Below are 24,123 nucleotides of genomic sequence, written 5' to 3' on the forward strand. Positions count from 1 at the left end.
CCACACCACCCCCTATTTCCAGGAGTGATCCATGGCTCTCAACCAGAAACTCGGCTCGCTGGTCTCCCATCTCGGCCGCCTCCGCACCAACGCCTCCCAGGCCGGGTCCGGCCTCGGCAACCTCCAGCGCAACGCCGGCTCCGCCGCCGGTGCCGTCGGCAGGGTCCAGAGTTCCGCCAATCAGGCCAACACCTCCATCGGCCGCCTCCGTACCTCCGCCTCCCAGGCCGGGACCGGTCTCGGCAGCCTCCAGCGCAACTCCGGGACCGCGTCCGGCGCCGTCAACCGGGTCAGGACATCCGCCAATCAGGCCAACACCTCCATCGGCCGCCTCCGTACCTCCGCCAACAACGCCGGTACCTCCATCGGCAGGATCCGCTCGGCATCGACCAACACCGCCGGCGCCGTCGGCCGGCTCAACACCGGTGTACGCGGCGCCAATACATCCCTGGGCCAGGCCCGGACCGGATCCGACCGGTTCCGTTCCTCGCTGGACCGGCTGCGCGGTTCCGCCAACCGGGCGAGGACCGCCCTGCAAGGGGTCAAGACCCAGGCCGACGCGGTCGAGAGGTCCGTCGGCAACGCGGGCAGGAACGCCGACCGCGGCGACAAGGCGATGGGCAACTTCAGCAGGGGCGCACGGGGCGCCGCCGTCGCTCAGCGTGGCCTCAACCTCGTCATGGCGGCCAATCCCATCGGTCTGATCATGGCCCTGCTGGCTCCGCTGATCCTCAAGTTCGTCGATCTGGATAAGATCGGCAAGGTCGTGATGCGCGGCCTCAGATCCGCCTTCAGCGGCATCAGGGACGCCGCCTCCGCGGCCGGCAGGTTCCTTGGCCCGCTGCTCAAGGACATCGGCAACATGATGCTCTTCCCCACCCGGATGGTGGTGACGGGCCTCAATGTCCTCATCGGCGCGATGAACAAGATCAAGTTCTCCGTCCCCGACTGGGTTCCGGTCATCGGCGGTAAGCGGTTCGGCTTCAACATCCCGCAGATCCCCGTCCCCAGGCTCGCCGAGGGCGGTATCGTCCAGCCCCGCTCCGGCGGGACCCTCGCCCTGGTCGCCGAGGCGGGCGAGCCCGAGGCCGTCATTCCGCTGAGCAAGCTCGGCGGAATGGTGGGCTCCGGGCCCGAGTTGCGCAGGCTCGCCGCGGCCGTGGAGAAGCTCGCGGACCGACCCGTGCTGGTCAAGGTGGACAGCCAGACCATCGCCCGCGCGGTCTTCATGGGCCAGCGGCAGCTCGCCCGTCGCTAGGTCCTGACAGGACCCGCCGCCACGCACTGACAGGACCCGCCGCCAGGCACTGACAGGACCCAGCCACCCGAGCCACACCACACACCCCCCCCGAGAGCCGGCCGCATGCCCCGCGGCCGGCTCTCGCCATGAGCTGACGAAGACATGAAACGAGGTGAGACCCATGGGCAACCTCTGGATCGGTACGCCCGGCGCCCTGCACGAGATCGACCGGGCGGCCAAGACCTTCGACCGCTCCGCCGAACTGGGCGTCAACGAGTTCAGATCGCTGAGCGGCCGGGTCACCCTGACCCGTAACCCCTCGCCCGTACGGAGGATCAAACTCGGCTGGGAGCTACTGGCACCCCGCCACGCCCGGCTGCTGGACCGGCTGGCCCGGCGGCTCGACGGGCCGGGACCGCTGGTGCTGGTGGACCCCGCGTCGGGAAACGCGCTGGACCCGCGCCAGGCGGCCGGGAAGGGCGACCCCGGCCAGGCCGGGCTGAACCAGTGGTTCAAGGTGTCGGTCAACGGCACCGTGGTGGAGTCGGCGACCGCGCCCGGCACCTTCTCCTTCGCCGCCGTCGACGCCACCAGCAAGCTCGCCTGGCGGGCCCGTACGTGGTCGAACTTCCCTGTGGCGCCCGGTATGCGGGTGTCCTTCCACGCTCCGGCGGCCTTCGCGACACTGCCCACGGTCGCGGTCCAGGTCGACTTCAAGAAGGCGGACGGCAGCTATCTGTCGACCGTCGCCGTCAACGGGCCGCTGGTCATGGCCACCGTCCCGGCCGAGGCCGCGCTCGTCACCCCCTGCGCGGCCCCCGGCGCGGCCGGCACGTACTCGCTCGCCGGAGCCTGTCTGACCTACGGCGGCCCGGCCGAGCAGGACGTGCCGGGCGACGGGATGCCGCCGATGGCCGTCACCGGCTACAGCGACACCCCGGCCCGCCCGCAGCCCTACCGTTCCATCGGTCTCGATCTGGTGGAGGTGTCCAGTGCAGCCGGCTGACGACACCACCAAGGCCGCGCTCGCCGCCGGGGAACGCACGGTCACCCACACCACCCGGCTCGGCGGCCGGGATGTCTCCGCGCAGGTGCAGTCCTGGCAGCTGGATCGCTCCTACGCGACCGATCTGCCGGAGGCGATGCGTGCCTTCGCGGGCAGCTCCGCCGCCCAGTTCCAGCTTCAGCTGTCGGGTACGGGCGGCAAGCCCTCGCCCGAGCTGTACTCGCCCTGGGCGCCGCGCCCCAGCGGCGATGTGGCGCGACCCGGCCAGTCGGTGGTCCATGAGGCCGGGGTCGGCAGCGGCGGCGCGCTGCCGTCCTTCCGCGGCACGCTGCGCAGCAGGTCGGCGGCGTCCGGCTCCGACACCGTGGAGCTGACCGCGCTGGACGGCGCGGAACGGCTGCGCGGGCCGGCGCAGCTTCCCCGCCCGTACACCGGGCTGAACTGGCGGCGGCCGGTGGCCACCGCCACCTGGTGCGTGGACGAGCTGCTGCGCCAGGCGGGCCTCCACAGCTCGCCGCCGCCGCGCGCCCCGGAGTTCGAGCCGAACCAGCCGCTGTCGCTGGTCCACGCCACCCTGCACGGCGGCTTCGCCACCCCGTACGGGATGCCGGAGGAGCTGCCCGATCCGCGTCACTACACCTGGACCAGGACCGGGGCGCCGCATGAGATGGCACTGCTGCCCAGGGGTACGCCGCCGGGCGGCAAGGGCGTGTCGATGTCGTGGTTCCCGCGCAGCAGGGTGACCTGTCCCGGCAGCTCGCTGTTCGCCGAGGTGTGGGTGAACACCGCGCTCGGGACGGGGGACACGGCACGGATAGAGCTGGCGCTGAACCGTTCCGGGACCGCCACCGGCACGCTGTTCGTCGAGGTGGACTTCGCCAGGGGAACGATCGCCATGGGCTCCGAGAACTCCAGCACCCAGGGGCAGACCTGGATATGGGGCAACTGGGACGCCACGATGAAGGCCCAGCGGGGTGTGTGGCATATCGGCGCCTACGTCGATCTGACCGGCACGGGCAGCACCGTGCAGCCGGTGGTCCAGCCCCGGCTGACCGCCCCCGACGGTTCCCATTTCGTGGGCGCGGCAACCCCGATGAGCCCCGGTGTCGGCCAGCAGATCTCGTCCGAGCTGCGGCTGGTCCGGCTGGTGACCACCATGGCGGCCGAGGGCCTCCAGGTCACCGCGGGGCTGCCCGCCATCCCCACCGCGGCGGAGTTCGCGCACACCGGCGCCTGGACCAAGACGGCCGAGCTCGACGAGGCGATCCTGCCGCTGATCACGATTCCCAAGGTGTCGGGTTCCCAGTGGGAGGCGATCACCCAGATCGCCAAGGCCAGTCTGTCGACGGCCGAGCTCGATGAGCGCGGCATGTTCCGCTGGCGCAACTTCACCCGCTTCGCCACCACGCCGACCTCGGCGGACCTGACGCTGACGACCGTACGGGACATCGCCGCGCTGACCCTCACCGAGGAGATCGACGCCTGCCGCAACTACTGTGTGCAGCCCGCCAAGGACTGGTCGGCCGCTGGTCTCGTCACCGGTTCCGTGGTCAATGACACCGAGATCCGCGAGATCCCGGCGTACGGCTCGCTCACCGTCTCGTACACCTTCGACGAGGAGGAGCTGGACATCGGGCCGCCGGACACGGACGACGACTCGGTCGACACCTCCGGGTCGTGTTTCCGGGTCGCGGCCCGGCTCGCGTCGGGGGCACCGGCCGTCAAGGGAGCCGTGGACGCGCTGATCCGCCGTGAGGAGGGGTACATCGTCCTGCGGCTCACCAACCGCACCTCGCAGCGGCTCTACACCGTTACCAAGGACGGCAAGCCGTCGGTCCGTATCGTCACCCTCAAGCCGGGCCGCGAGCCGGTGGAGAGGCAGTTGGTCTCCTATCGGCCGGGCGGCGCCAGTGAACGCTTCTACGGACGGCAGGAGTTCTACGCCGAGGCCGACGACTGGGTGCAGGACTCCCGCGCCGCGCAGCAGCTCGCCGACGCGATGCGCGTGGCCGGCGAGTATCCGGTGCCGGTGCTCGGCGATGTCCAGGTGCTCTACGACCCCCGGGTGCAACTCGGCGATGTGGTGCGGGTCCAGGACTCCAGCGGGGCGGTCCTCGACACCCTCGCCTGGGTCGTCGGCATCACCACGGCGGCGGGTGCCGACGGCGGTATACAGCAGACCCTCAGCCTGCGCGGCACCCGTTCCAACGGAGTGCCCGCCGACACCGGTCTGACCCCGGACGCGCCGGTGGTCCCGCCCCCGCCGGACCTCTTCGCGACCTACGCGTCGGTGGGGACGGCGTATCCGACGCTGGCGGCGCTGCGGGCGGCCAGGGGGACTTGGCGCGAGGTGAAGGAGAACACCGGTGTCTGAGCATGAGGAGCGTGGGGAGCACGGGGAGACGGGAGTGATGGCGGACGGGGCGGCCGAGCCGGTTCATCCGCGGACGCCCGCCCCGGACGGGGAGCAAGCTCCCGCCCCGGCGCGCAGGCCGTTCGCCTTCGGCTTCGGGGTCGCGACCGCGGCTTCCACGGGAGCCGGTCCCGATACCGATCCTGAGCCAGGCCAGGGCCAGGGCCAGGACCAGGGCCGGATCCATGGCCGCTCGGCCCCGGCGTACGGGGACGAGCCCGGCGCCCCCGGACCGCGGACGCTGTCCGAACAGCCGGCCCCGTCCGATCACTCCAGCCACTCCACACCGATGACGGCGGTGGTGGATCCGGGAACCCCGCCCCCGCCCCTGCCACCCGCCCCGCCCCAGCCCGACGCCGTCGCACCCACCGCGTCGACGGTCACCCCGCCGAACGGCACCGCGATTCCCGAGGAGGACGAACCCGTATGACCATCCAGTACACGCCCCTGAGCGCGCTGCCCTACCCCCAGCCCACGGACCCCGCCGATCTGCCCGCCCACCTCAAGGGCCTCGCGGAGGCCGCCGACGGCCGGACCGTGCTCCGGTTCGCCGACGCCGCCGCGCGTGACGCCAAGGTGACCGCCCCGGTCGCCGGGATGATCGCCTGGATCGGCACCCCGGGCCGGATGATGTACTACACCGGATCGGCGTGGGTGCCGGTCGCGCCCGTGCCGGTCTTCAAGGTGAACCTGGACGGCGGCGAGACCAATTCCACCGCCTGGTCGGAGACGCTGACCAACGCCGTCGGCGATCCCATGGTCGCCAGTTTCACCGCTCCCGCGTCCGGCCAGGTCATCGTGTCGGTCGGCGGGTACATCTTCTCCTCGGCCACCTACGGCTCCTATATGTCGGCGGTCGTCCGCACCGCCACCGGAGCGGTCCATCTCGCCGCGAGCGATGACCGCGCGGCGCTCGTCAACACCCCCAGCCGGGCATCGGTTTCCACCCAGTTCCTGGTGACCGGTCTGGCGCCGGGCACCGTCTGCTCGGCCACTCCGGTCTACCGCTCGGCCATCGCCACCAATACCGCCACCTTCGACACCCGCTACATCCGGGTCGACCCCATCCCGTAGATCCAGCCGTCCCGACCCGACCCGCACCACTACCCAGGAGGCCGCCGCCCATGGCCGTACCCCTGACCGCCGACGCCTTCGTCCGCGCCCTGCGCGCCGAAGGCGTCCGCGTTCGTGAACACCCCGACTGGAAGACCCGCAACCGCAACCACAAGGGCCGCTGGGGCCCGGTGCACGGTGTGATGCTGCATCACACCGCGGGCCGTGACAGCCTCGCCCTGTGCCGCGACGGCACCCAGAGCCTCCCCGGGCCGCTGTGCATCGGCCTGATCGGCAAGGACGGCACGGTCCAGCTGCTCGGACACGGGCGCACCAACCACGCGGGTAACGGCTCCGCCGCCCTGCTCGCCGCCGTCCGCGCCGACGCGGACGTGCCCACCGGGCCGGGGCCCGACGCCGTCGACGGCAACGCCCACTTCTACGGCTTCGAGATCGAGAACCTGGGCGACGGCCGCGACCCCTACCCCGCCGCCCAACTCGACGCCGCCGAACGGGTCTCGGCCGCCGTCTGCCGGGCGCACGGCTGGCCCGCCGGCAGCGTCGTCGCCCACAAGGAGTGGACCAGACGCAAGATCGACCCGTCCTTCTCGATGGCGGAGATGCGGGGCCGGGTCGCCACCCGGCTGCGCACCGCCCCGACGACCCCGACGCGTCCCCCGCAGAAACCGCCCCAGGAACCGGTGTACGAGCCGTTCCCCGGCGCCGCGTTCTTCGCCCCGGGCCGCCACAGCCCGCTGATCACCCAGGTCGGCCGGCGACTGGTGGCCGAGGGCTGCGGCCGGTACACGATCGGTCCCGGCCCCCGCTGGACCGACGCCGACCGGGCCTCGTACGCCGCCTGGCAGCGCAAGCTCGGCTACTCCGGCTCCGATGCCGACGGGGTGCCCGGCCGCGCCAGCTGGGACCGGCTGCGGATCCCCCGTACGTCCTGAGCCCCGTACGTCCTGAACCCCGTACCGGAAGGACGAGGACGCCCATGAATCACAGTGACGCCGAGGGCGTCGCCATTGAACTCGAACGGCTGCGCCGTGCCGTGGACGTCGGCTTCGCCACCACCCGTGGCGATCTGGCGCTGCTCCTCCAGCGTGCCGACCAGACCGACAAGACCCTCGGTGACCACGAGGACCGGCTCGACGCACTGGAGCGGTCCCGCTGGCCGCTGCCGTCACTGGCCGCGCTCACCTCGTGCGCGGCCCTGACCGTCACGCTCTGGCAGTCCGGCGGGCGCTGACCGGCCGGCCCGTCCGCCGGTGCCCCGGGAGAAGGGCACCGGCGGACGGCACCCGGGCCGACCGCGGCGGAGGCTTCGGCCCCGGGCGGACCGGACCTCGGACCTACTCGTCCGGGGTGGGGGCCGGGGTTGATACCGGCGTGCACTCTCCCGAGTTCCGCAGTTCGGAGCAGAGGCCATGGCCGTAGTCGCGCAGGATGTCCCTGCCGCTCTGCTGGGTGAGGAAGGTCAGGAAGGCCGCGGCGACCGAGCCCGGGGGTGCCTCGCCGTACGTGTAGGCGAACTCGGTCTGCCAGTACGGGTAGTCGGCCGTCCCGACGCTCTCCGCCGTCGGCCTCTTGCCGTCGATCTTCAGCTTGACGAGGCTGTCGCCGGTTTCGTGTTCGTCCACTCTGCTCGCCTCGCTGTAGCCGAGGCCACCGGTCGTCTTGGCAGTCCTGTCCAGCAGCGTGCCGGTGCTGTCGACCTCGCAGCGGCCGTACTCGTCGTCCTTCAGGGCCGCGCAGTCGGTGACCGTGAACTGCGGATGCTGACGGCCGTCCAGAACGCGCTCGACACCCGCCGGAGGTACGGAGAGCCGCCTCACGTCGCGTTCAGCGCCACCGTCGGGTGGAGGCGGGAGGCGCGGATCGCCGGATAGAGGCCCGCGACCACGCCGATCAGCAAGGTGGCGGCCAGGCCGCCCGCCAGGGACCAGGGCGGGACCACCGCCGTCCACCCCTGGACCCGCGCGAAGCCGTACGTCGCCGCCGCGCCGAGCAGCGCGCCCGTCACCCCGCCCAGCGCCGACAGCAGCAGCGACTCGGTCAGGAACTGGAGGCGGATCGCGTTGCGGGTCGCGCCCAGCGAGCGGCGCAGACCGATCTCCTGGCGGCGCTCCAGAACGGAGATGACCATGGTGTTGGCGACGCCCACACCGCCGACCAGGAGGGCCACCGCGCCCAGACCGAGCATCAGGGTCGTCAGGCCCTTGTCGGTGGCGGCCTTGGCGGCCAGCGCGTCCGAGGGGCGCGAGACCTTGATGCCCCCCTCGTCGCCGGGGCTGATGCTGCGGGCCAGGACCGCCCGTACGTCCTCCACCGAGGCGTCCGTGGAGCGCTCGAAGATGGTGGAGGGGTGGCCGTCGAAGCCGAAGTAGCGTTCGGCGGCCGGGAATCCGACCATGGCCGTCCGGTCCAGGGTGGGGACGAGTTCGATCGGTTCGAGGATGCCGACGACGACCACGCGCGTGTCGTTCATCATGATCGTCTCGCCGGTGCGGGTGATACCGAGACGCTCCGCCGCCACCGCGCCGAGGACCGTCGTCGGAAGACGCTCGCCGACCGGATTCAGCCAGGTGCCCTGGTCGACCTCGCCCCCGAGCGTGGACAGCAGGTCGATACGGGCTGCCTGGGTGGTGACACCGGCGGTGCGCTCCTCGGGGACCACGTCGCTGCGGCGGATACGGGCGTCGACGTCGGCGGTGGCCGTGGCGTGCCGCACCGGGCCGATGCGCTCGACCATCGCGACCGCGTTCTTGGGGAGCGTGATCGGCTCCCCGAGGGGATCCTCGCCCGCCTCGGCCGTGAGGAGATTGGTGCCGAGACGGTCGAGCTGGGCCATCAGGTCCGCGCGGCTCGACTCGGACAGGCCGACGACCGCGACCATCGTCGCGATACCGATGGCGATACCGAGCGCCGAGAGCACCACGCGCGCGCGTCGGGCGCGGAGGCCGACCGCGCCGACGCGGAGGATGTCGCGGGGGGAGAGGCGGGAGGGTTTGAGATCGTTCCTCGGGCCGTTCCCCCCGTCGTTCCCCGGGCCGTTCCCCGGTTCGTTCCTCATGAGCCCGCCTCTTCCACGCGGGAGGCGGCGCGGCGCGTATCCGACCGCGAGTCCGAGACGATCTCGCCGTCCTTGAAGCGCACCCGGCGCGGCAGCGAGTCCGCGATCCCGCTGTCGTGCGTGATGACGCAGATGGTGGTGCCCGACGCGTTCAGCTCGTGCAGCAACTCCATGACGATCTCGCCGGACGCGGTGTCCAGCGCCCCGGTCGGTTCGTCCGCCAGCAGCAGCCGGGGGTTCCCCACCAGGGCGCGGGCGATGGCCACGCGCTGCTTCTCGCCGCCGGACAGCTCGTTGGGCGTGTGCGAGTGGCGGTGGTCCAGTCGTACCTTGGCGAGCGCTTCCCGCGCACGCGCACGCCGAACCCTCAGTGGTACGCCCGCGTACAGCAGCCCGTCGGCGACGTTGTCCACCGCGTCGCGCCCCGCCGCCAGATGGAAGTGCTGGAACACGAAGCCGATGTGGCGGGCGCGCAGTGCGGAGAGCCGGGAGTCGGAGAGCTTCGACACGTCGTACCCGGCGATCCGGACGGTGCCCGTGGTGGGCCTGTCGAGGGTGCCCATGACATTGAGCATCGTGGACTTGCCGGAGCCGGACGGGCCGACGACGGCGACCAGTTCGCCCTCCTCGACGGTGAGGTCCACTCCGCGCAGGGCGTGCACACCGCCCGGGTACGACTTGCCGGCGTTCCGCAGTTCGATCACGGGAGCCGGTTCGATCACCGGTGGCGGTCCGATCACCGGAGGCGGTCCGAACATCGAAGAGCGCGTCATGACTTCGCCATTCCGACCGTCAGGCCCTCGCGCACTTCCGGGCCGCTGACCTCGATCTGCCCGTCGGCCGTCATGCCCGCCTCCACCCGCACCATCCTTGAGGTGGTGCCCCGGACGATCTGGAGGCCGTAGCCGCCGTTCTCGCCGCGCAGGGCGACGATCGCCTCGACGGGCACCGCGAGGACGCCCCTGCGCGCCTCGCTGACGAACTTCACGCTCGCCGTCGCCCTGGCGTCCTCGGCGGACGCGGCGCCCACCCCGCCGTCCAGCACGACCTCGACGGTGATGCCGTCCTGGGAGGCCGCGTCGCCTCCGGGGGCCGCCTCCTCGGGGCGCACCGTCCCCTCGACCTTTCCGGCCACGGTCCTCCCGCTCGCCAGGGTGACCTCGACCTTGGTGTTCCTGGAGACGAGCGCGCCGTCGGTCTGGTCCAGTTCCGCCCGTACGACCGGCTTGGTGGAGGCGATCGTCAGGACCGGGGTGTCCGGCCCGACCTGGTCGGCGAGGGCCGCGTCCGCGGTGACCACCTTGACCCGGCCGGGCTGGAAGACGACATCGCCCCTGCCGACCGCGCCGGTGGGGGTGCGGTTCAGATACCTCTGCCACCGTTTGACGGCGGCTTCGGTGTTCTCGTCGTACCGGATGTCGACATAGAGATTCGATCCGTACCCCAGGTCGCGCAGATTGCGCTCCAGTTGGAGTACATCGCTTCCGCGGTCGCCCTTCTTCATCTCGCGGAACATCGGGACGGGCCCGTAGAGGAGCGTGACGGGTTTGTCGTTCAGCTCGTACAGCGCCTGTCCCATGCTCACCGTCTTCCCTTCGGGAGCGGCCACGGTGATGGTGCCGTCCACCGCGGACTTGACGGGGCGGCGCTGGGCGAAGTCGAGCTTGCCGTCGACCGTCTTGGACTGTACGAGGTCGGTGCGTACGACGGTCGCGGTGGCGGGCGGCGGATCGTCGCCCCGCCCCGAGCCGTCCGTGCCGCCGCCGTCACCGAGGAACAGGGCGCCCCCGGTGACACCGACGGCGGCGATGACGGTCACCGCGCCGAGTGTGCGGAAGCCGGTGCGTCGCTTCACTGCATGCCGTCCAGACCGTCGAGCAGCTTCGTCCCGCATGCCTCGCGGGCCTGCTTGTACGCCGGTGACTCCGTGTCGAGTGCGGGCGACGCCGGGCTCGGGTCGCCGCCCGGCACGGCGACACCGCCGCTCATGGTCGGGTTGGTGAACCGGGAGACGCCGTTGTCCCGCATGCACGTGGCGTGCGCGAGCATCGACTCGTAGGCCTTCTGCTGGTCACGCTTGGGCTCGGCGCTCATGGCCTGCTCCATCTCGGGGAAGCAGACGCCGTTCTTGCCCCCCTTGGACGCCTCCATCTGACCGGGCCTGGACGAGATCTCGCCGACCTTCCCCCAGTCGAGATAGCCGCTGAGCTTCGGGTCGGGGAAGTCCTTGTAGCCGCCCTTGACCCGCATGCACTGGACGTACTTCAGCTGGGCGTCGTAGAAGGCGCTCTTGCCCTCGGCCCGGGTGCTCGGGCCGCTGTCGCTCTTCGCGGGACGCGAGGCCGACGGGGTGTCAGGCACCGAGGCGATCGCGTCGTTCCGCTTCGCGCCGTCGGTGCCGTCGGCGCTGTCGTCACCGCCGCCGCAGGCCGCCGAGAAGGCGAGGACGGGGACCATGACAAGCGCGCGGAGGCGCCGCCGGGCGGTGACACGTGAGGTGGTCTTCAGGCTCATGCACGCCACCCTCGCCATGCCACATGATGGCCGCTCCATGGCCACATGATGAGCCTGTAACAGCATCCCCGACCTGCGCATCGCCTCCCCACCGGGGCAGCGGACCGGCGCTCGTGACGCCCATAATCGACCCCATGCCGCATGTACTGCTCATCGAGGACGACGCGTCCGTACGGGACGGAATGGAGCTGGTGCTCCGCCGGCACGGCTACGACATCGACACGGCGGCCACCGGCGAGGAAGCCCTCGCCCTGCTGGACGGCCCGGACGGCGGGAAGATCGAGCTCGCCGTGCTCGATCTGATGCTGCCGGGGCTGGACGGCTTCGAGGTGTGCCGCCGTATCCGCGCACGGACCACCACCATGCCGGTCATCATGCTGACCGCGCGCGGCGACGACCAGGACATCGTGACGGGACTGGAGGCGGGCGCCGACGACTACGTGGTCAAGCCGGTCACCGCGCCCGTACTGGAGGCCCGTATCCGGGCCGCGCTGCGGCGCGCGGAACCGTCCGCGCAGGCGCGGAAGGCGGACGGCGACTTCGCCGGGCTGGTGATCGACCGCGCCGGGCTGACCGTCACCAAACGCGGCGTCCCGATCGCGCTGCCGCCCAGCGAGCTGCGGCTGCTGCTGGAGCTGTCGGCCTCTCCCGGCCGGGTCTTCAGCCGTGAGCAGCTTCTCGAATCCATCTGGGACCACACCTTCCTGGGCGACTCCCGGCTGGTGGACGCGGCGGTCGGACGGCTGCGGGCCAAGCTGGAGGACGTACCGGCCAAGCCGCGCTACGTCCAGACGGTGCGAGGCTTCGGCTACCGCTTCGGGCCGCTGTGAACCGTACGGGCGGAGCAGCCGGAACGGCCGGAACAGCCGGAACGGGCGGATCCGGGCGCGGCGCCGCGCCGAGGCGACGCCCCCGGCGGCTCATCGGCGGGCTGCGCGGCCGGCTCGTCGCCGCCTTCGTCGTCGTCGCCCTCATCAGCGCGGTGACCGCGACCGCCCTCGCCTACCGGGACGCCCGCACCGCCGTCCTCCAGCGCACCCAGAACACCGCCGTGGACGATCTCCGGGAGCGGGTCACCGCGGTCGCCGCCGATGTTCAGATACCGCCCGACCAGCGGTCGCTGTCCCAGTTCGCGGCGAAGGTCGCGGACGGCGTCGGCATCGGTGACCGCACGGTGGTCGCCCGCTACCAGGACCTCGTCGCGGTCTCCGACTCGTACGCCGACACGGAGGACCGGATCACCACCGAGCTGCGCGCCGCCGTGCGCGCCGGGGACGGGGCCCGGTTCCAGCGGGTGATGTGGCGCGGCGAGCCCTATCTGGTCGTGGGTATGCCCGTGATGTACGCCGACGGGGACCGTCGCGCCTCCGGTCTGGAGATCTTCGCGATCACCCCGCTACGGGCGGAGCGCGACGACACCGCCGCCCTGCTTGACTCCGTACGGACGGGCACGGTGCCGGTGGTGGTGCTGGCCGTCGTCCTGGCGCTGCTGGCGGCGGGGACCGTCCTTCGTCCGGTACGGAAGCTGGGCCGGGCCACCCGCGAGCTGGCGGCCGGCGACCTCGGCAGCCGGGTCGCCGTCTCCGGCCGCGACGAACTCGCCGAGCTGGCACGGACGTTCAATGAGACCGCCGACGCGCTCCAGGCCTCCGACGCGGAGCTGCGCGAGCAGGAGGCGAAGGCGCGCCGCTTCGTGGCGGACGTGTCCCACGAACTGCGCACACCCCTCGCGGCCATGACGATGGTGGCGACGGTCCTGGAGGAGGACGCCGACCAACTGCCGCCGGACACGGCACGGGCGGCCCGTACCGTCGGCGCGGAGACGGCCCGACTGGCCCGGCTGGTCGAGGACTTGATGGAGATCTCCCGCTTCGACGCCAAGGCGGTACGGCTGAACGCGGCCGAGACGGACCTCGCCGGGACCGTACGGGCGTCGCTGGCGCTGCGCGGCTGGACGGACCGGGTGCGGACACATCTCGACGAGGACGTACGGGCGGTGGTCGACCGGCGCCGTGTCGATGTGATCGTCGCGAACCTCGTGGGCAACGCGCTGCGGCACGGGGCCCCGCCGGTCACCGTGACCCTGGGGACGACCGCCGGAGGGGCCCTCGCGGCGGACGGGGCGTGGGTGACGCTTGAGGTCGCCGACCACGGTCCCGGGCTGCCGCCGGGGGCCCGGGAACGGGTCTTCGACCGGTTCTACAAGGCGGATACGGCCCGTACGCGCGGCACGGCCGACGACAGCGGACAGGGAAGCGGCCTCGGCATGGCGATCGCGCTGGAGAACGCGCGGCTGCACGGCGGCACGATCGAGGTGGCCGGCGTGACCGACCTGCCCGGCATGACGGGCGTGGCCCATGGACCACGGCGCGGCGCGGTGTTCACGCTGCGGCTGCCCCTGCGGCGCACGGGAGAGGACACGGAGTGAAGGTCAGGCGGACGGGCGCGGTCGCCGCGCTGGGAATCGTGGGAATCGCGCTGATGGGCTGCGGCGTCCAGCCGACCGGGGTGATAGGCGCGGGCGAGCCCGCGTCCGGGCTGACGCGCGGGGTGCGGTTGTACTTCGCGTCCGACAGCGGGCTGCGCGGGGTGTCCCGGCCCGATACGGAGATCAAGAACCTCGGCGCGGTGGTGAAAATGCTCGCCGCGGGGCCCGGGCCCGCCGAGCTGCGCGACGGGCTCACCTCTCTCCTCCAGCAGCTGGGCGGCTACACGGTGACGGGGACGGGCACGCAGGTCACGGTGCAGCTCGACGGCCCGTACCCGGAGTCGGGGCGCGACCAGGGCACGGGGCAGCTGGTGTGCACGCTGGCGCGCGCGCAGTCCGTACTCGACCCGGAGGTCAGGACCGACGACGTCGAGGTCACGCTGCGGCCGTCCGACGGAGCCGCGCTTGGCCCCTACCGGTGTGCGGAGTTCCTCAACGGGTGAGACGGGCGAAGCGTGGCACCCACGGAAACGGCCCGCCGGTATGTCCGGCGGGCCGTCCACGGTGGGCGTGAGCCTACGGTGCGAGAGTTTCGATCAGGACCTCGGAGGCGCCGGCGTCGAGCAGGGACCGCCGGACCCGCTCCAGGTCCGCCGTCGCCTCCACGCCCGAGTCGTCGTCCCCGACGCTGTCACACAGCAGCACCCAGGACGAGGCGATCTCGCCGTCGGGACCCGACTCCACGTCGTCCTCCACCTCGTCGGGGAGGACGACCTCGATCTCCCATCGCTCGTTGCTGAGGAACTGCGGGGTCGAGTTGAAGATTCCCAACGCGTCCGCGGTCCGCTGGGCGACGACGTCTCCGCTCATCCGCCCCAGCACTCTCACAGTGAACTGCACGACTGCCTCACTCTCGGTCCGCCGAAACCGACGGTCTCATTGTTGTCACTGCCGGGTTGTCACCGCCGGGTTGTCACCGCCGGCCCGGCTGTCAGCTTCGCGAATGCTGGTTCATCGCGTTGCGCTGGATGTTGGAGCAGGCTTTGCAGTGTGGCAGCAGGAGCTGGCGCGCCTTGCCGAGCAGCTGCAGCTTCTTGAGCACGGCGTTGGCCGGCCAGTGGTCGGGGATCCAGTTGCCGAGCGTCCGGTTCTTGAACATCCGCTGGGCGTTGGTGACGCTGGTTCCGGGGTCCTTCACACCGCAGCGGTGGCAGCCGAACCGGTCGCCGATGGCGTTGACGGCCTTTCGGACAGCCTTGCCGAAGCGCTGAGAGGTGCTGGGGGCCAGGACCGCCTTGCGGGCGAAGGGTCCCGGGCTGAAGATGCCGTCCCCGCCGCGGAGACTCTTGGGGATCTTGATCTCGGGGAGATCATCGCCGCAGCCGTTGTGGACGAGGAGCTGGCCGTCACCGGCGAGGACGTAGTAGTCGTGGACGCCTTCGACGGTGAGGTTGTGCACCCGCTCCTTACGGGTGGTGCGGTCGACCGCGGTGACCTGGATCCAGGTGCCGGAGGAGGCGCGCAGCCACATGCCCGGCTCAAGAGTCGTGGCCTGTACCCACCGTCCGGCGTCCGGCAGCCAGTACTCGTGGCCCGCCGTCGAGGTGATGGTGCCGCTCTTCGCCCCGTCCCGGCCGTCGGTGTCGACCGTGAGCGTCACGAGGTCCTTGCGGCCCTCGTGGCTCCGGGTGTCGGTCACCGCGCGGGCGCGGGTGTCACCGCCCTCCACGTCCGTGGCGAGGACGAGGTCACCCACCTTCAGCCGGTCGATGGCCCGGGTGGAACCGTCGGCCATGAGCACCGCGGTCCCGGGGACAAAGCTGTTGATCCTGCAGGCGGGAGCCGCCGGCGCGTCCGGCGCGTCCTGCTTGGGTGCCGGAGCGGGGGAGGGGTCCTTGGGCGTGGGAGCGGCCTTCGCCGCGTCGCCGACATTGTCGGCCGCGCGCACGGTGTCGCTCGCGGTGTCGAGAGCGTCCAGGCCCTTGTCGACGTAGCGGCCGGCCTTCACGGCCGTTGCCCCGTAACCGGCGAACGGAATCGCCGAGGCCATGGAGAGCGCGGCGTCGGTGTAGTTGCCTTCGGCCGCGTACCAGACGCCGTTGGCGACGTCCGCGACCTCACCGACGACCGGTACCAGGCCGACGACGTCCAGCGTCGCGTGGCCGATGTCGGACAGGGAGAGCCCGAAGAGATGTCCGTCGATTTCGACGAAGCTGATCGGATTGCCGCCGGCGAAGGCGTAGCGGTTGCCGGTGAACGGGTCCGCCGCCAGCCGCATGTCGGCGAGCGCGCCGCCGTACATGTCGCGCGTCAGGAAGCGGTTGAGGCCCGGGTCATAGCTCCGGAAGCCCATGTCGTACGTCCCCGAACCACCGTCCCAGCGCGCCGCGTTGTAGCGGAACGCGTTGTACGGCTCCTCGCCCTCGGGGGCGGTGGCGTCGGGCTTGTCCGCGCCGGTGAACTGCGCGTCGTCGTTCGAGCCGTAGGCGGTGTAGCCGTAGGTGGCCCGGGTGGTGCCGTTGTCCTTGGTGATCGCCTCCACGTCACCGCGCGGGCTGTAGGTGAACTGCGAGTACTCCTTGGAGCCGGTGTCCAGGTGCTTGATCTGGGTGAGTTTCTGCCCCCAGGGCGACAGCTGGTAGGACTTGTCCGCCTTTCCGCTCAGCTCCTCGCGCAGGACCTGGTCCTCCATGCCCAGGTAGGTGAACGTTCTGGTTTTGCTCTCGGCCCCTGAGGTGGTCTCGCTCACCGTGCGGTCGAAGGGGTCGTAGACGTAGTCGGTGGTCACGGCGGACGCACCGGCTCCCGACCGGCTCCGCTTCGTCCGGTCGAAGCCGTCGTAGGTGTTCTTCTGGATGGTCTGGCCGCCGGCGGAGATGGTGTCCAGGCGCCCCAGCGGGTCGTAGTTGAAGGTGGAGCTGATACCTCCGGCGGAGGAGGACAGCAGCCGGTTGCGGTCGTAGCGGTGGGTCGTGTCGACCCCGCCGGCCGACTGCTCGATGACGTTGCTGTTCGCGTCGTAGGTGTAGGTCTCGGTCGCCGAGGAGTCACCGCTCTTGGTGACCTTCGCGACGCGGTCCTGCGGGTCGTAGTCGAAGAGGTACGTGTTGTCGATGGACGCCGCCGGGTCATCGGCGTTCATCAGCTTCAGGGTGTCCTTGGAGCGGTGGCCGTTGGCCGAGTACTCCAGGTCGTGCTGGGCCACCACCGCGCCCGCGGCTGTCTTCTCCTGGGACCGTTTGACCGAACCGTCGAGGTAGTAGCTCAGGTCGAGCGTGTTGCCGTTCGGCTTGGTCTGTCGCAGCGACTGGCCCAGGGGGGTGTAGGTGAACGTGGAGATCTGCTGGTCGCCGGCCGTCGCCGAGTCCGCGTTGGTGACCTTGGTGACCAGGTCACGCGCGTCGTACTCGGTCTTCGACCAGGTGACGTCGTGCGTCGAGGTGACGGGGTTGCCGTTGGCGTTGTACGTGAGCGCGGTGGTGTTCTTCACCGTGCTCCCGGCGAACTCCTCGACCTTGGAGATGCGGTTGAGTCCGTCGTAGCCGACGCGGTACGTGTCGATGGCGGCGCCCGGCGAGTTGTCCTTGACCTCGACGAGGTTGCCGTTGACGTCGTAGCGGTAGCCGAAGTCCTTCTTCTCGGTGTCGCTCTCGCCGCCGTTGTCGCGGACCAGCTTCACCGCGTCGGCGAGAACCGTGCCGTTCGCCTTGTCCGAGACGCTGATCTTCTGCGGGCCGTCCTCGACGAAGGCGTAGCTGCCCAGGGAGATCCACTCGCCGGCGCGGGTGCTCTGGTCGACACTCCTCGTGGCGCTGCCGCCGTCGTGGTCGATGGTGAACGTGGCGTCGGTGGCGGCGCCGGTGACCTGGGGGTGGCGGACGAAGACCTCGTAGCCGCCCTTCTGCGGGATGTTCAGCTGCCACACGAACTGCCCCGTGCCGGTTCCGGCCGGGTGCGAGTAGGTGTCGTAGCCGTAGTTCCCCGGCGCGGTGGTCCGGTTCCAGGTCCCCTGCGAGGTGGTGTTGTGGAAGTCGGAGCTGTCCACGAGGGTGACGGCCCGGCCCACCGGGACTCCGTCGTCGGAGCGGCCCCTCTCATTGCCGGACGGGTAGAAGTCCCAGGTCATGGTGCGGGACTGGGAGCCGCCCGCGGCGGTCAGGGTGTTCTTGGTCTGCTGGCCGAGCTCGTTGTAGTCGTAGGAGGTGGTGATGTCCCACGGATCCTTGGAGCTCTTCGTCCAGCCGTTGTCGTAGTAGGCGTACTCGGTGACGTTCCGGACGGACTGGCCCTCGGACGGCGGGGTGGAGACCTGGAAGAGGTTGCCGACCTCGTCGTAGTTGTAGAAGGTCGTGTCCGGGGTCCGGTAACGCGCGTCGTCCTTGTCGAAGGGCGAGCGCTCCTCCTTGACGCGGTTCAGCTGGTCGTAGACCGTCTCGGCGACGAAGTCCGTCGTGTCGTCGGTGGTTTCGACACCGCGCGGGGTGACCGTCCTGGTGGGGTTGCCGACCTGGTCGTACTCGTACTGGGTGGTGCGGTGGAGCGGGTTGCCCGAAGAGTCCTTGTTCCAGGGCTGCTTGGCCTCGATCAGGGCGTTGCGGGCGTCGTAGGCGGCGAGCGCCTCGTTGCCCTCGGCGTCGGTCGTGCCGATGGTGTTGCCGTCGAGGTCGAAGCGGTCGGTGGTGGTGGCTCCGATGGCGTCGGTCGTGGTGACGACCCGGTGGTTGAGGTCGTAGGTGAACTTCGTGGTGAAGGCGTCCGGGTCGGTGCCGGCGTTCTTCAGCGGGTCGACGACCTTGAGCACGTTGCCGGCGTTGTCGTACGTGGCGGTGGCCTTCTCGCCCCGCGAGTTCACCGTCTCGACGGCCTGGTAGATCTCGTCGTACCGGTTCGTCGTGGTGAAGTCACCGGCCTCCGCCGTGACGTTGCCCTGCGGCTCGGTCTCGGTGAGGACATTGCCGGCCTTGTCGTAGGTGAAGGTCGACCTGCGCTCCGGGTCGCCGGCCTCGTCCCGCGGGAGTACCCGCTCGATGAGCTGGTCGCCCTTGTCGTACGCGGAGGTGGAGACGGCCCCGTTCGGCGCGGTCACCCGCGTGATGTTGTCGTTCGCGTCGTAGACGGGGGCGGGCGTGGTGATGAAGAGGTTCGCGCCCTGGTCCTTGGGTTCCTTCTTGACCAGCGGGCGACCGAAGTCGTCGTAGGTCTGCGTGACCTTGGCGCCCTTGGCGTTGACGGCCTCCAGCACATTGCCGCGTACGTCGTAGACGAAGGTGGCGGACTCGCCCAGCGGGTCGGTGATCGTCGCCGGGTAACCGGTCGGACCGAAACCGCTGTTGGTGGTGGAGTTGCCGTTGGCGTCCGTCTCCTTGGTCAGCTGCCCCATGGCGTCGTACTCGTAGCGGGTGGTGTAGTCACCCACCGTCGCGGAGGCGACTCCCTTGGGGTCGGTGACCGCGGTCAGGTTGCCCGAGCCGTCGTAGCCGAACTCCCAGGTGCGGCCCTCCGGTGAGGTCTTGCGCCACAGGTCGGCGATATGGCCGTTCAGACCGGTCTGGTACTGGAAGGTCTGGGCCGGGGTGCCGTTCTTGTTGGCCTCGGGGTCCTTCTGCTCCAGTGGGTATCCGGTCTTCGGGTCGTACACCCAGGTGGTGAAAGCGCCGTTGGGCTCCTCCAGCCTGGTCACGTTGTTGTCCGCGTCCCAGGACACGTCGGTGACCTGGGACTTGGCGTTGGTGATCCGGGTCGGGCGGCCGAAGCCGTCATGGACGTAGTCGGTGTGGTGTCCCTCGGCGTCGGTGACCTGTGTGCTGATCACCGAGCCGGCGCTGCCGTCCGGGTCGGTGTAGACGAATTCGGTGGTGCCGCCGAGCCGGTCGGTGATGCTCTGCGAGGCCCAGTGGAACTTCGGGTCGTCGCCCTCGTTCGGGGAGTAGTAGTCGAAGGAGGTCGCGTTGCCGCGCGGGTCGGTGACCTTGACCAGTTTGACGTTCTTGTTGCCCTGCGTGGCGTCGTAGACGAACCGGAACACCTTCGGCTGGGCGGAGCCCGCGCCGTCGGTCAGCTCACCGAGCAGCCCCTTGTCGCTGTAGACGAAGGTGAGCTCGCGGTCGTCGACGTCCCTGATCGACTTCACATGGTCCACGATCTTCGGGTTGGTGAGGTTGTCGCCCGTCACCTTGGCGCCCGCGTCGTCGAGGTAGCTGTACGCCTCGCCCTTGGCGTAGTAGTCGACGGTCAGCGTCTGCCGGCCCGCCGGGTCGGTGATGTACCGGAGGAACTTGACGGGCTTGTTGTTGGACTTGCGCTCCTCGTAGGTGAACGACTGCGTGTTGCCGTTCTTGTCCACCGTCGAGGTGATGAAGCCGTCGCAGTCGAAGAAGAACACCGTCCGGTCGGGCCGCGTCAGCGACCAGGCCTCCGGGTCGCCGTCCGAGGACGGCTTGCAGTCGACGCCCGGCTTCTCCTTCAGCAGATAGTGGACGCCCGCCGGAGCCTTCCATGTGCCGTCGTCCTGCTTGCGGAAGATATGCGCGGTGCCGTCGCCGTCGGGCAGTGTCACCTCACGCGGGGTGGGGTTGGGGTGGAAGTCCAGCCCCATGCCCAGCCGCAGAGGCGAGGCCAGCTGGGCGGACCAGCCGTGGCCGAGGACGGTGTCGGAGGTGTCGAGGGAGTTGTAGGTGAAGCGGGCGAAGGTGGAGATCCCGCGGCCGGGGTTGGTGAAGGCGTTGTACGACCAGACGTTGTTGCCCGCGAACAGGTTGTTCATCACGGACGCGCCGGCGCCGGTGTTCTTCCCGGTGTACGAGTAGAACTTCTCCATACCGAGCTGGTTCGACGTCGGGTCCTCGACGGCGACGTTCTGGCGCAGCCCGGCGATGCTGTCGGTGGCCGACATCCAGGTGCCGGCCGTCTTGTTCCGGACGTCCCAGGTGAGCACGTGGTCCGTGCGCTTGTTGCCGGAGCCGGAGTTGACCGGCGCCTTGACCTGGGCCTGCACCGTGACGGTGTCGCCGGGCAGCAGATCGCGCGGCAGCGCTGTCCCGACCTGGTTTCCGCCGGTGGTCGCGTCGGTGCCGTCCGGCAGCGACCAGGTGTAGGTCAGCTCCTCGTTCGCGGCGCTCAGCACACGGCCGGTGGTGTTGGTGAGGGTGACCTCGACGGTGTGCGTGTCACCGGGGATCATCCGGGCCGGGGTCTGCGCCGCGTAGTACGTCGACGCGGTGGTGGAGTCGATGTACGTGACGACGAGCTGCGGGCGCAGCTCCTGCTCCGGCGCCTCGGACGACAGGAAGAGGGTCCGCTCCTGCGGGCCGGCCTCGTCCGCCAGCTTGACCATCAGGCCCTTGGCCGAGGCCGGGTCCCTCACCCATCCCTGGGTGAGGGAGGTGGCGTCCCAGTTGTGCCGGGCCGGGTCGTTGGTCAGCTGGGAGACGGTGTCGGAGACCGCGGCCGCGTGGTCGCCGCCCGGCGTCGTCCAGGCGGTGGCGGCGTCGGCCTTGTTCCAGGTCGCGGTCGCCTCGTCGAACGACCGGGTGAGGGGCCGCAGTTCATACACCGCGCCGCTGCCGCCGGTGTTGGTGAGCGAGCCCCACAGGACCAGCTCGGACTGCATCACGCGGGCACTCGCCGGGATGTTCAGCGAGGGGAAGCCGAGGACGGCGCGGGTCTTGCCGAAGGTCGCCGAGTTGTTGCCGACCGAGAGCCAGTTCTGCTGGACGCCGGTGTCGCTGATGGTGTCGTGCGGTGTCGTGGGTTCGTTCGAGGAGAGCGTGGTGTCCGACTGGCCGCTCTGGAAGATCTTGGTGGTGCGTCCGGCCTTCGGGAGCCGTACGAGCTGGGTGGTGGCGGGGACGATCTGGCCGTCCGCGGTCTTCACCGCGACCATGTAGTAGTACGCGCGGCCGAACGGCTCCGGGTCCGTGGCCGCCGTCGGAGCGGCGGTGGTGTCGGTGAAGGCCCGGGCGTCCTTGCCGACGGGGGCGATCAACGTCGAGGCCGAGGGGGTGAACCGCTGGAAGACGCTGCGGTGGACCTGGTACTCGACGATGTCGTCGGCCGTGCCGGTGGACGGGTCCTGGTAGGCGCCCCAGGCCAGTTCGGCGCCGGTGTCGTGGATCGTCGTCGGGGCCTTGAGGTCCGCGCCGGGGCGGCCGTAGGTGAGGGTGAGCTTGGGGTACGTCGCCGTCTCGCCGCCGTAGCCGTACCGGGAGGCGTGGTAGCGGGGGCCTCCGACGGCGGCGGTGGCCTCGTTCTCCGCCTTGACGACGAAGCCGTGGTTCGTCTGTGTGCCGTCGAGCCAGGACTGCACGGTGTCGCGGACGGAGAAGCTGTGCCACTTGTTGTACGTGTTGGGCAGCATCACGTCGGTGGCGGGCTTGACGAACCGTGCCGCGTCCGCGACGACCGCGGTCGACGTGGAGGCCGGGCCGTCACCGAGGACGAGCTTGCCCGTGGTGCCGGCCGCGAAGTCCTTGGTGCCCAGTGCCTTCCAGACGCCGCCGGTGCCGGCGGACTGGTCGACGGTGTACGCCGTGGTGCCGCCGTTGTGCGTCAGGGTGTACGGCGCGTTGGTGGCACGGTCCGTGGCCGGGACGGAGTGCACATCGACCCGGTACGCACCCGACTCGGCGAGCTGCGGCTGCCAGGTGTAGGTGTCACCGGTGACCGCGTCCTTGTTGTAGAGGTAGTCCCGGTTGATCGCGTACTGGGTGAACGCCGTGTTGGTCGAGGACGGCCAGGCGCCCTTGGCCGCGGTCGTCCCAGCGTCCCCGTCATCGACGGTGACGGAGTAGGCCGACTGCTCGCCGACGAGGTCCTTGGTGCTGTTCCAGGTGGCCGTCGTCTCGTCCCACGGGCCGGTCGCCCGGTAGGCGCCGAGCGTGACGGGGAGATTGTTGGCGCTGTGGTTCTGGTCGTAGTAGAGCTGCATCCGCGCCGAGTCGATACGCGTGCGGGCGGGGATGCCGGACAGGTCGTACTTGATCAGGGAGCGTGTGTTCCCCACGGTGGTGCGGCCCGCGGAGAGCCGCCAGGAGTCCTTGAAATTGGCGCCGGGGTCGTCGGACGTGACCATCACGTCCTGCGACTGGGTCGGGGTCGGGGCGATCGTGATCGTCGGGTCGATGACGACGGGGTACTGCCGCTCGGGTGCGTTCAGCCACGCCGCGGACGGTTCGACGGTCAGCTCCCAGCCGCCGCCCTTCTTCGCCAGTCGCGTCGTGACGTCGGTGCTGTAGGCGGTTCCGTACGGGGAGTCCGCGTCCTGCTTGGCGTCCGTCATGTACGGCGCGGGGATCACCAGCACCGGGTCGGCGGCGGACTCCTTGTGGAAGGCCACCGAGCCGCCGGGGCGCAGCTTCGGCGTGAGCCCGTCCGTATCGAGGGTGAAGGTGTACGCGGGCGCCTTCGCCGGCCGCTCCCTGAGCGTAAGGGTCTCCTTCACCTCGCCAGGACCGACCCGGTAGGCGAGATCGGCGCCGTCGACGGCGCCCGGGTAGCTGACGTCGGAGCCCTTGGCGCGGGGCGTGAGCCGGCCCGCGCCCTTGAGCCCGAAGGTGACGCCCTGACCGCTCGTGGTCTCGACGCGCAGGAGGGAGGCGGCGTCCGAACCGAACCAGCTCCGCGCCGTGTTGGCGGTGTTGGCGTAGGTGAATCCCTTGCGGTCGGCGGCGGTGACGCTCGTGTCGATCGTCTTCCAGCCCGCGCCCGACCTGAAGGCGGTCGGCACCGCGGATATCTCCGCCTGGGTGTTGCCGTCCGACATCTGCCAGTAGCGGGCGGTCGGCGTCCGGCGCTCCGTGAACTCCTTCACGCGCTCGGGCTTCCGCGCCTTGCCGCCCTTGGGCACGCGCTCGTTGAGGGGCACGGATTCCGAGGGCAGAACGGGCGGATCACCCTCGCCCTTCTCCCAGTTGCTCAGGTTTTCGCGCCACTCCCTCTCGTTGAAAGGGGCGGCCGCCTCCGCGGGGCCGGAAAAGGCCACGGGTTGCAGCAATGTACTGATGACGGCGAATGCCGCGAGGCCGGCCCATGAGCCGGGTCTCGGAATTCTCACTTTCGACTTCCCCTCAGCGTTGGAAAGCGGATCAGAAAGGCGCTGACACGGGGGATGTCTAGAGATTGACGGAGCGTCATGTCAAGCGAGAAGAAACTTCGCCGCAAAGGGAATTATCCTTGCAGATTTCTGTATTGCGGAAACTCGCCCCGATCCATCCGGTCGCTCGCCATGGCGGCCGGGAATCGTGTATAACGGCCGGTTCCGCATGGGCCGTCGAGCGACGGCCGACGCGTACGGCACGGTGCGCGACGAAGCACCTGGGGGGAGATGCGGACCGCGTGGCCCTGGGCCGTTCTTCCGCCCCTTCGGATACCGGCCAACCTGTCGATCGGCCTGCTG

17 protein-coding genes are annotated in these 24,123 nt (G+C 70.4%); 10 read left to right on the plus strand and 7 right to left on the minus strand.

Annotated features, from left to right (window positions below):
* The first annotated feature begins 31 nt into the window (after positions 1 to 31).
* The 7 genes from AB0M67_RS13690 to AB0M67_RS13720 all read left to right on the plus strand — a co-directional run bounded on the left by AB0M67_RS13690 (position 32) and on the right by AB0M67_RS13720 (position 6,964).
* Positions 32 to 1,258, plus strand: coding sequence for a hypothetical protein (locus AB0M67_RS13690; RefSeq protein WP_365745507.1), 1,227 nt, complete (start codon positions 32 to 34; stop codon positions 1,256 to 1,258).
* 163 nt (positions 1,259 to 1,421) lie between these two features.
* Positions 1,422 to 2,246, plus strand: a complete 825-nt coding sequence (locus AB0M67_RS13695) for a hypothetical protein (protein ID WP_365745508.1) — start codon at positions 1,422 to 1,424, stop codon at positions 2,244 to 2,246.
* The gene (locus tag AB0M67_RS13700; RefSeq protein ID WP_365745509.1) at positions 2,233 to 4,620 is read left to right on the plus strand and encodes a hypothetical protein; all 2,388 of its coding nucleotides are present in this window, start codon (positions 2,233 to 2,235) and stop codon (positions 4,618 to 4,620) included. The genes AB0M67_RS13695 and AB0M67_RS13700 overlap by 14 nt, the downstream gene beginning before the upstream one ends.
* The gene (locus AB0M67_RS13705) at positions 4,613 to 5,089 is read left to right on the plus strand and encodes a hypothetical protein (protein ID WP_365745510.1); all 477 of its coding nucleotides are present in this window, start codon (positions 4,613 to 4,615) and stop codon (positions 5,087 to 5,089) included. The genes AB0M67_RS13700 and AB0M67_RS13705 overlap by 8 nt, the downstream gene beginning before the upstream one ends.
* On the plus strand, positions 5,086 to 5,733 hold the full coding sequence (locus AB0M67_RS13710) for a hypothetical protein (RefSeq protein ID WP_365745511.1): 648 nt from the start codon (positions 5,086 to 5,088) through the stop codon (positions 5,731 to 5,733). The genes AB0M67_RS13705 and AB0M67_RS13710 overlap by 4 nt, the downstream gene beginning before the upstream one ends.
* Positions 5,734 to 5,783: 50 nt before the next feature.
* Positions 5,784 to 6,665 carry a peptidoglycan-binding protein gene (locus AB0M67_RS13715; RefSeq protein ID WP_365745512.1) on the plus strand — a complete coding sequence of 294 codons (882 nt, stop codon included), beginning with the start codon at positions 5,784 to 5,786 and terminating at the stop codon, positions 6,663 to 6,665.
* Positions 6,666 to 6,709: 44 nt separating this feature from the next.
* The gene (locus AB0M67_RS13720) at positions 6,710 to 6,964 is read left to right on the plus strand and encodes a hypothetical protein (protein ID WP_365745513.1); all 255 of its coding nucleotides are present in this window, start codon (positions 6,710 to 6,712) and stop codon (positions 6,962 to 6,964) included.
* Positions 6,965 to 7,067: 103 nt separating this feature from the next.
* On the opposite strand, the gene AB0M67_RS13725 is transcribed toward AB0M67_RS13720, so the two are convergent.
* Genes AB0M67_RS13725 through AB0M67_RS13745 form a run of 5 tightly spaced genes read right to left on the minus strand, consistent with a single transcriptional unit; the run spans position 7,068 to position 11,302 of the window.
* Positions 7,068 to 7,550 (minus strand): hypothetical protein, encoded by a 483-nt coding sequence (locus AB0M67_RS13725; protein ID WP_365745514.1) that lies wholly within the window; start codon positions 7,548 to 7,550, stop codon positions 7,068 to 7,070.
* Entirely contained in the window at positions 7,547 to 8,788 is a 1,242-nt protein-coding gene (locus AB0M67_RS13730; protein ID WP_365745515.1) for an ABC transporter permease, read from the minus strand. The genes AB0M67_RS13725 and AB0M67_RS13730 overlap by 4 nt, the downstream gene beginning before the upstream one ends.
* Positions 8,785 to 9,546 (minus strand): ABC transporter ATP-binding protein, encoded by a 762-nt coding sequence (locus AB0M67_RS13735; RefSeq protein WP_365745556.1) that lies wholly within the window; start codon positions 9,544 to 9,546, stop codon positions 8,785 to 8,787. The genes AB0M67_RS13730 and AB0M67_RS13735 overlap by 4 nt, the downstream gene beginning before the upstream one ends.
* A gap of 11 nt (positions 9,547 to 9,557) precedes the next feature.
* Positions 9,558 to 10,643: a peptidoglycan-binding domain-containing protein gene (locus AB0M67_RS13740; RefSeq protein WP_365745516.1), complete on the minus strand. Its 1,086-nt coding sequence runs from the start codon at positions 10,641 to 10,643 to the stop codon at positions 9,558 to 9,560.
* The gene (locus tag AB0M67_RS13745; RefSeq protein WP_365745517.1) at positions 10,640 to 11,302 is read right to left on the minus strand and encodes a hypothetical protein; all 663 of its coding nucleotides are present in this window, start codon (positions 11,300 to 11,302) and stop codon (positions 10,640 to 10,642) included. The genes AB0M67_RS13740 and AB0M67_RS13745 overlap by 4 nt, the downstream gene beginning before the upstream one ends.
* Before the next feature lie 134 nt (positions 11,303 to 11,436).
* Between AB0M67_RS13745 and AB0M67_RS13750 the strand changes: the two genes are divergently transcribed.
* From AB0M67_RS13750 to AB0M67_RS13760, 3 genes are all read left to right on the plus strand, one after another.
* Positions 11,437 to 12,132, plus strand: coding sequence for a response regulator transcription factor (locus AB0M67_RS13750; protein WP_365745518.1), 696 nt, complete (start codon positions 11,437 to 11,439; stop codon positions 12,130 to 12,132).
* A gap of 92 nt (positions 12,133 to 12,224) precedes the next feature.
* Entirely contained in the window at positions 12,225 to 13,730 is a 1,506-nt protein-coding gene (locus tag AB0M67_RS13755) for a HAMP domain-containing sensor histidine kinase (RefSeq protein ID WP_365745557.1), read from the plus strand.
* On the plus strand, positions 13,727 to 14,233 hold the full coding sequence (locus tag AB0M67_RS13760) for a hypothetical protein (protein WP_365745519.1): 507 nt from the start codon (positions 13,727 to 13,729) through the stop codon (positions 14,231 to 14,233). The genes AB0M67_RS13755 and AB0M67_RS13760 overlap by 4 nt, the downstream gene beginning before the upstream one ends.
* A 73-nt stretch (positions 14,234 to 14,306) precedes the next feature.
* Here AB0M67_RS13760 and AB0M67_RS13765 read toward each other — a convergent pair whose 3' ends face one another.
* Positions 14,307 to 14,630: a hypothetical protein gene (locus AB0M67_RS13765; protein WP_365745520.1), complete on the minus strand. Its 324-nt coding sequence runs from the start codon at positions 14,628 to 14,630 to the stop codon at positions 14,307 to 14,309.
* A gap of 91 nt (positions 14,631 to 14,721) precedes the next feature.
* Complete coding sequence (locus tag AB0M67_RS13770) at positions 14,722 to 23,709, minus strand: DNRLRE domain-containing protein (protein ID WP_365745521.1); 8,988 nt, start codon at positions 23,707 to 23,709, stop codon at positions 14,722 to 14,724.
* Between the last annotated feature and the right edge of the window lie 414 nt (positions 23,710 to 24,123).

Source organism: Streptomyces sp. NPDC051662, from assembly GCF_040681655.1.
In the GTDB taxonomy this organism is placed as follows: Bacteria; Actinomycetota; Actinomycetes; order Streptomycetales; family Streptomycetaceae; genus Streptomyces.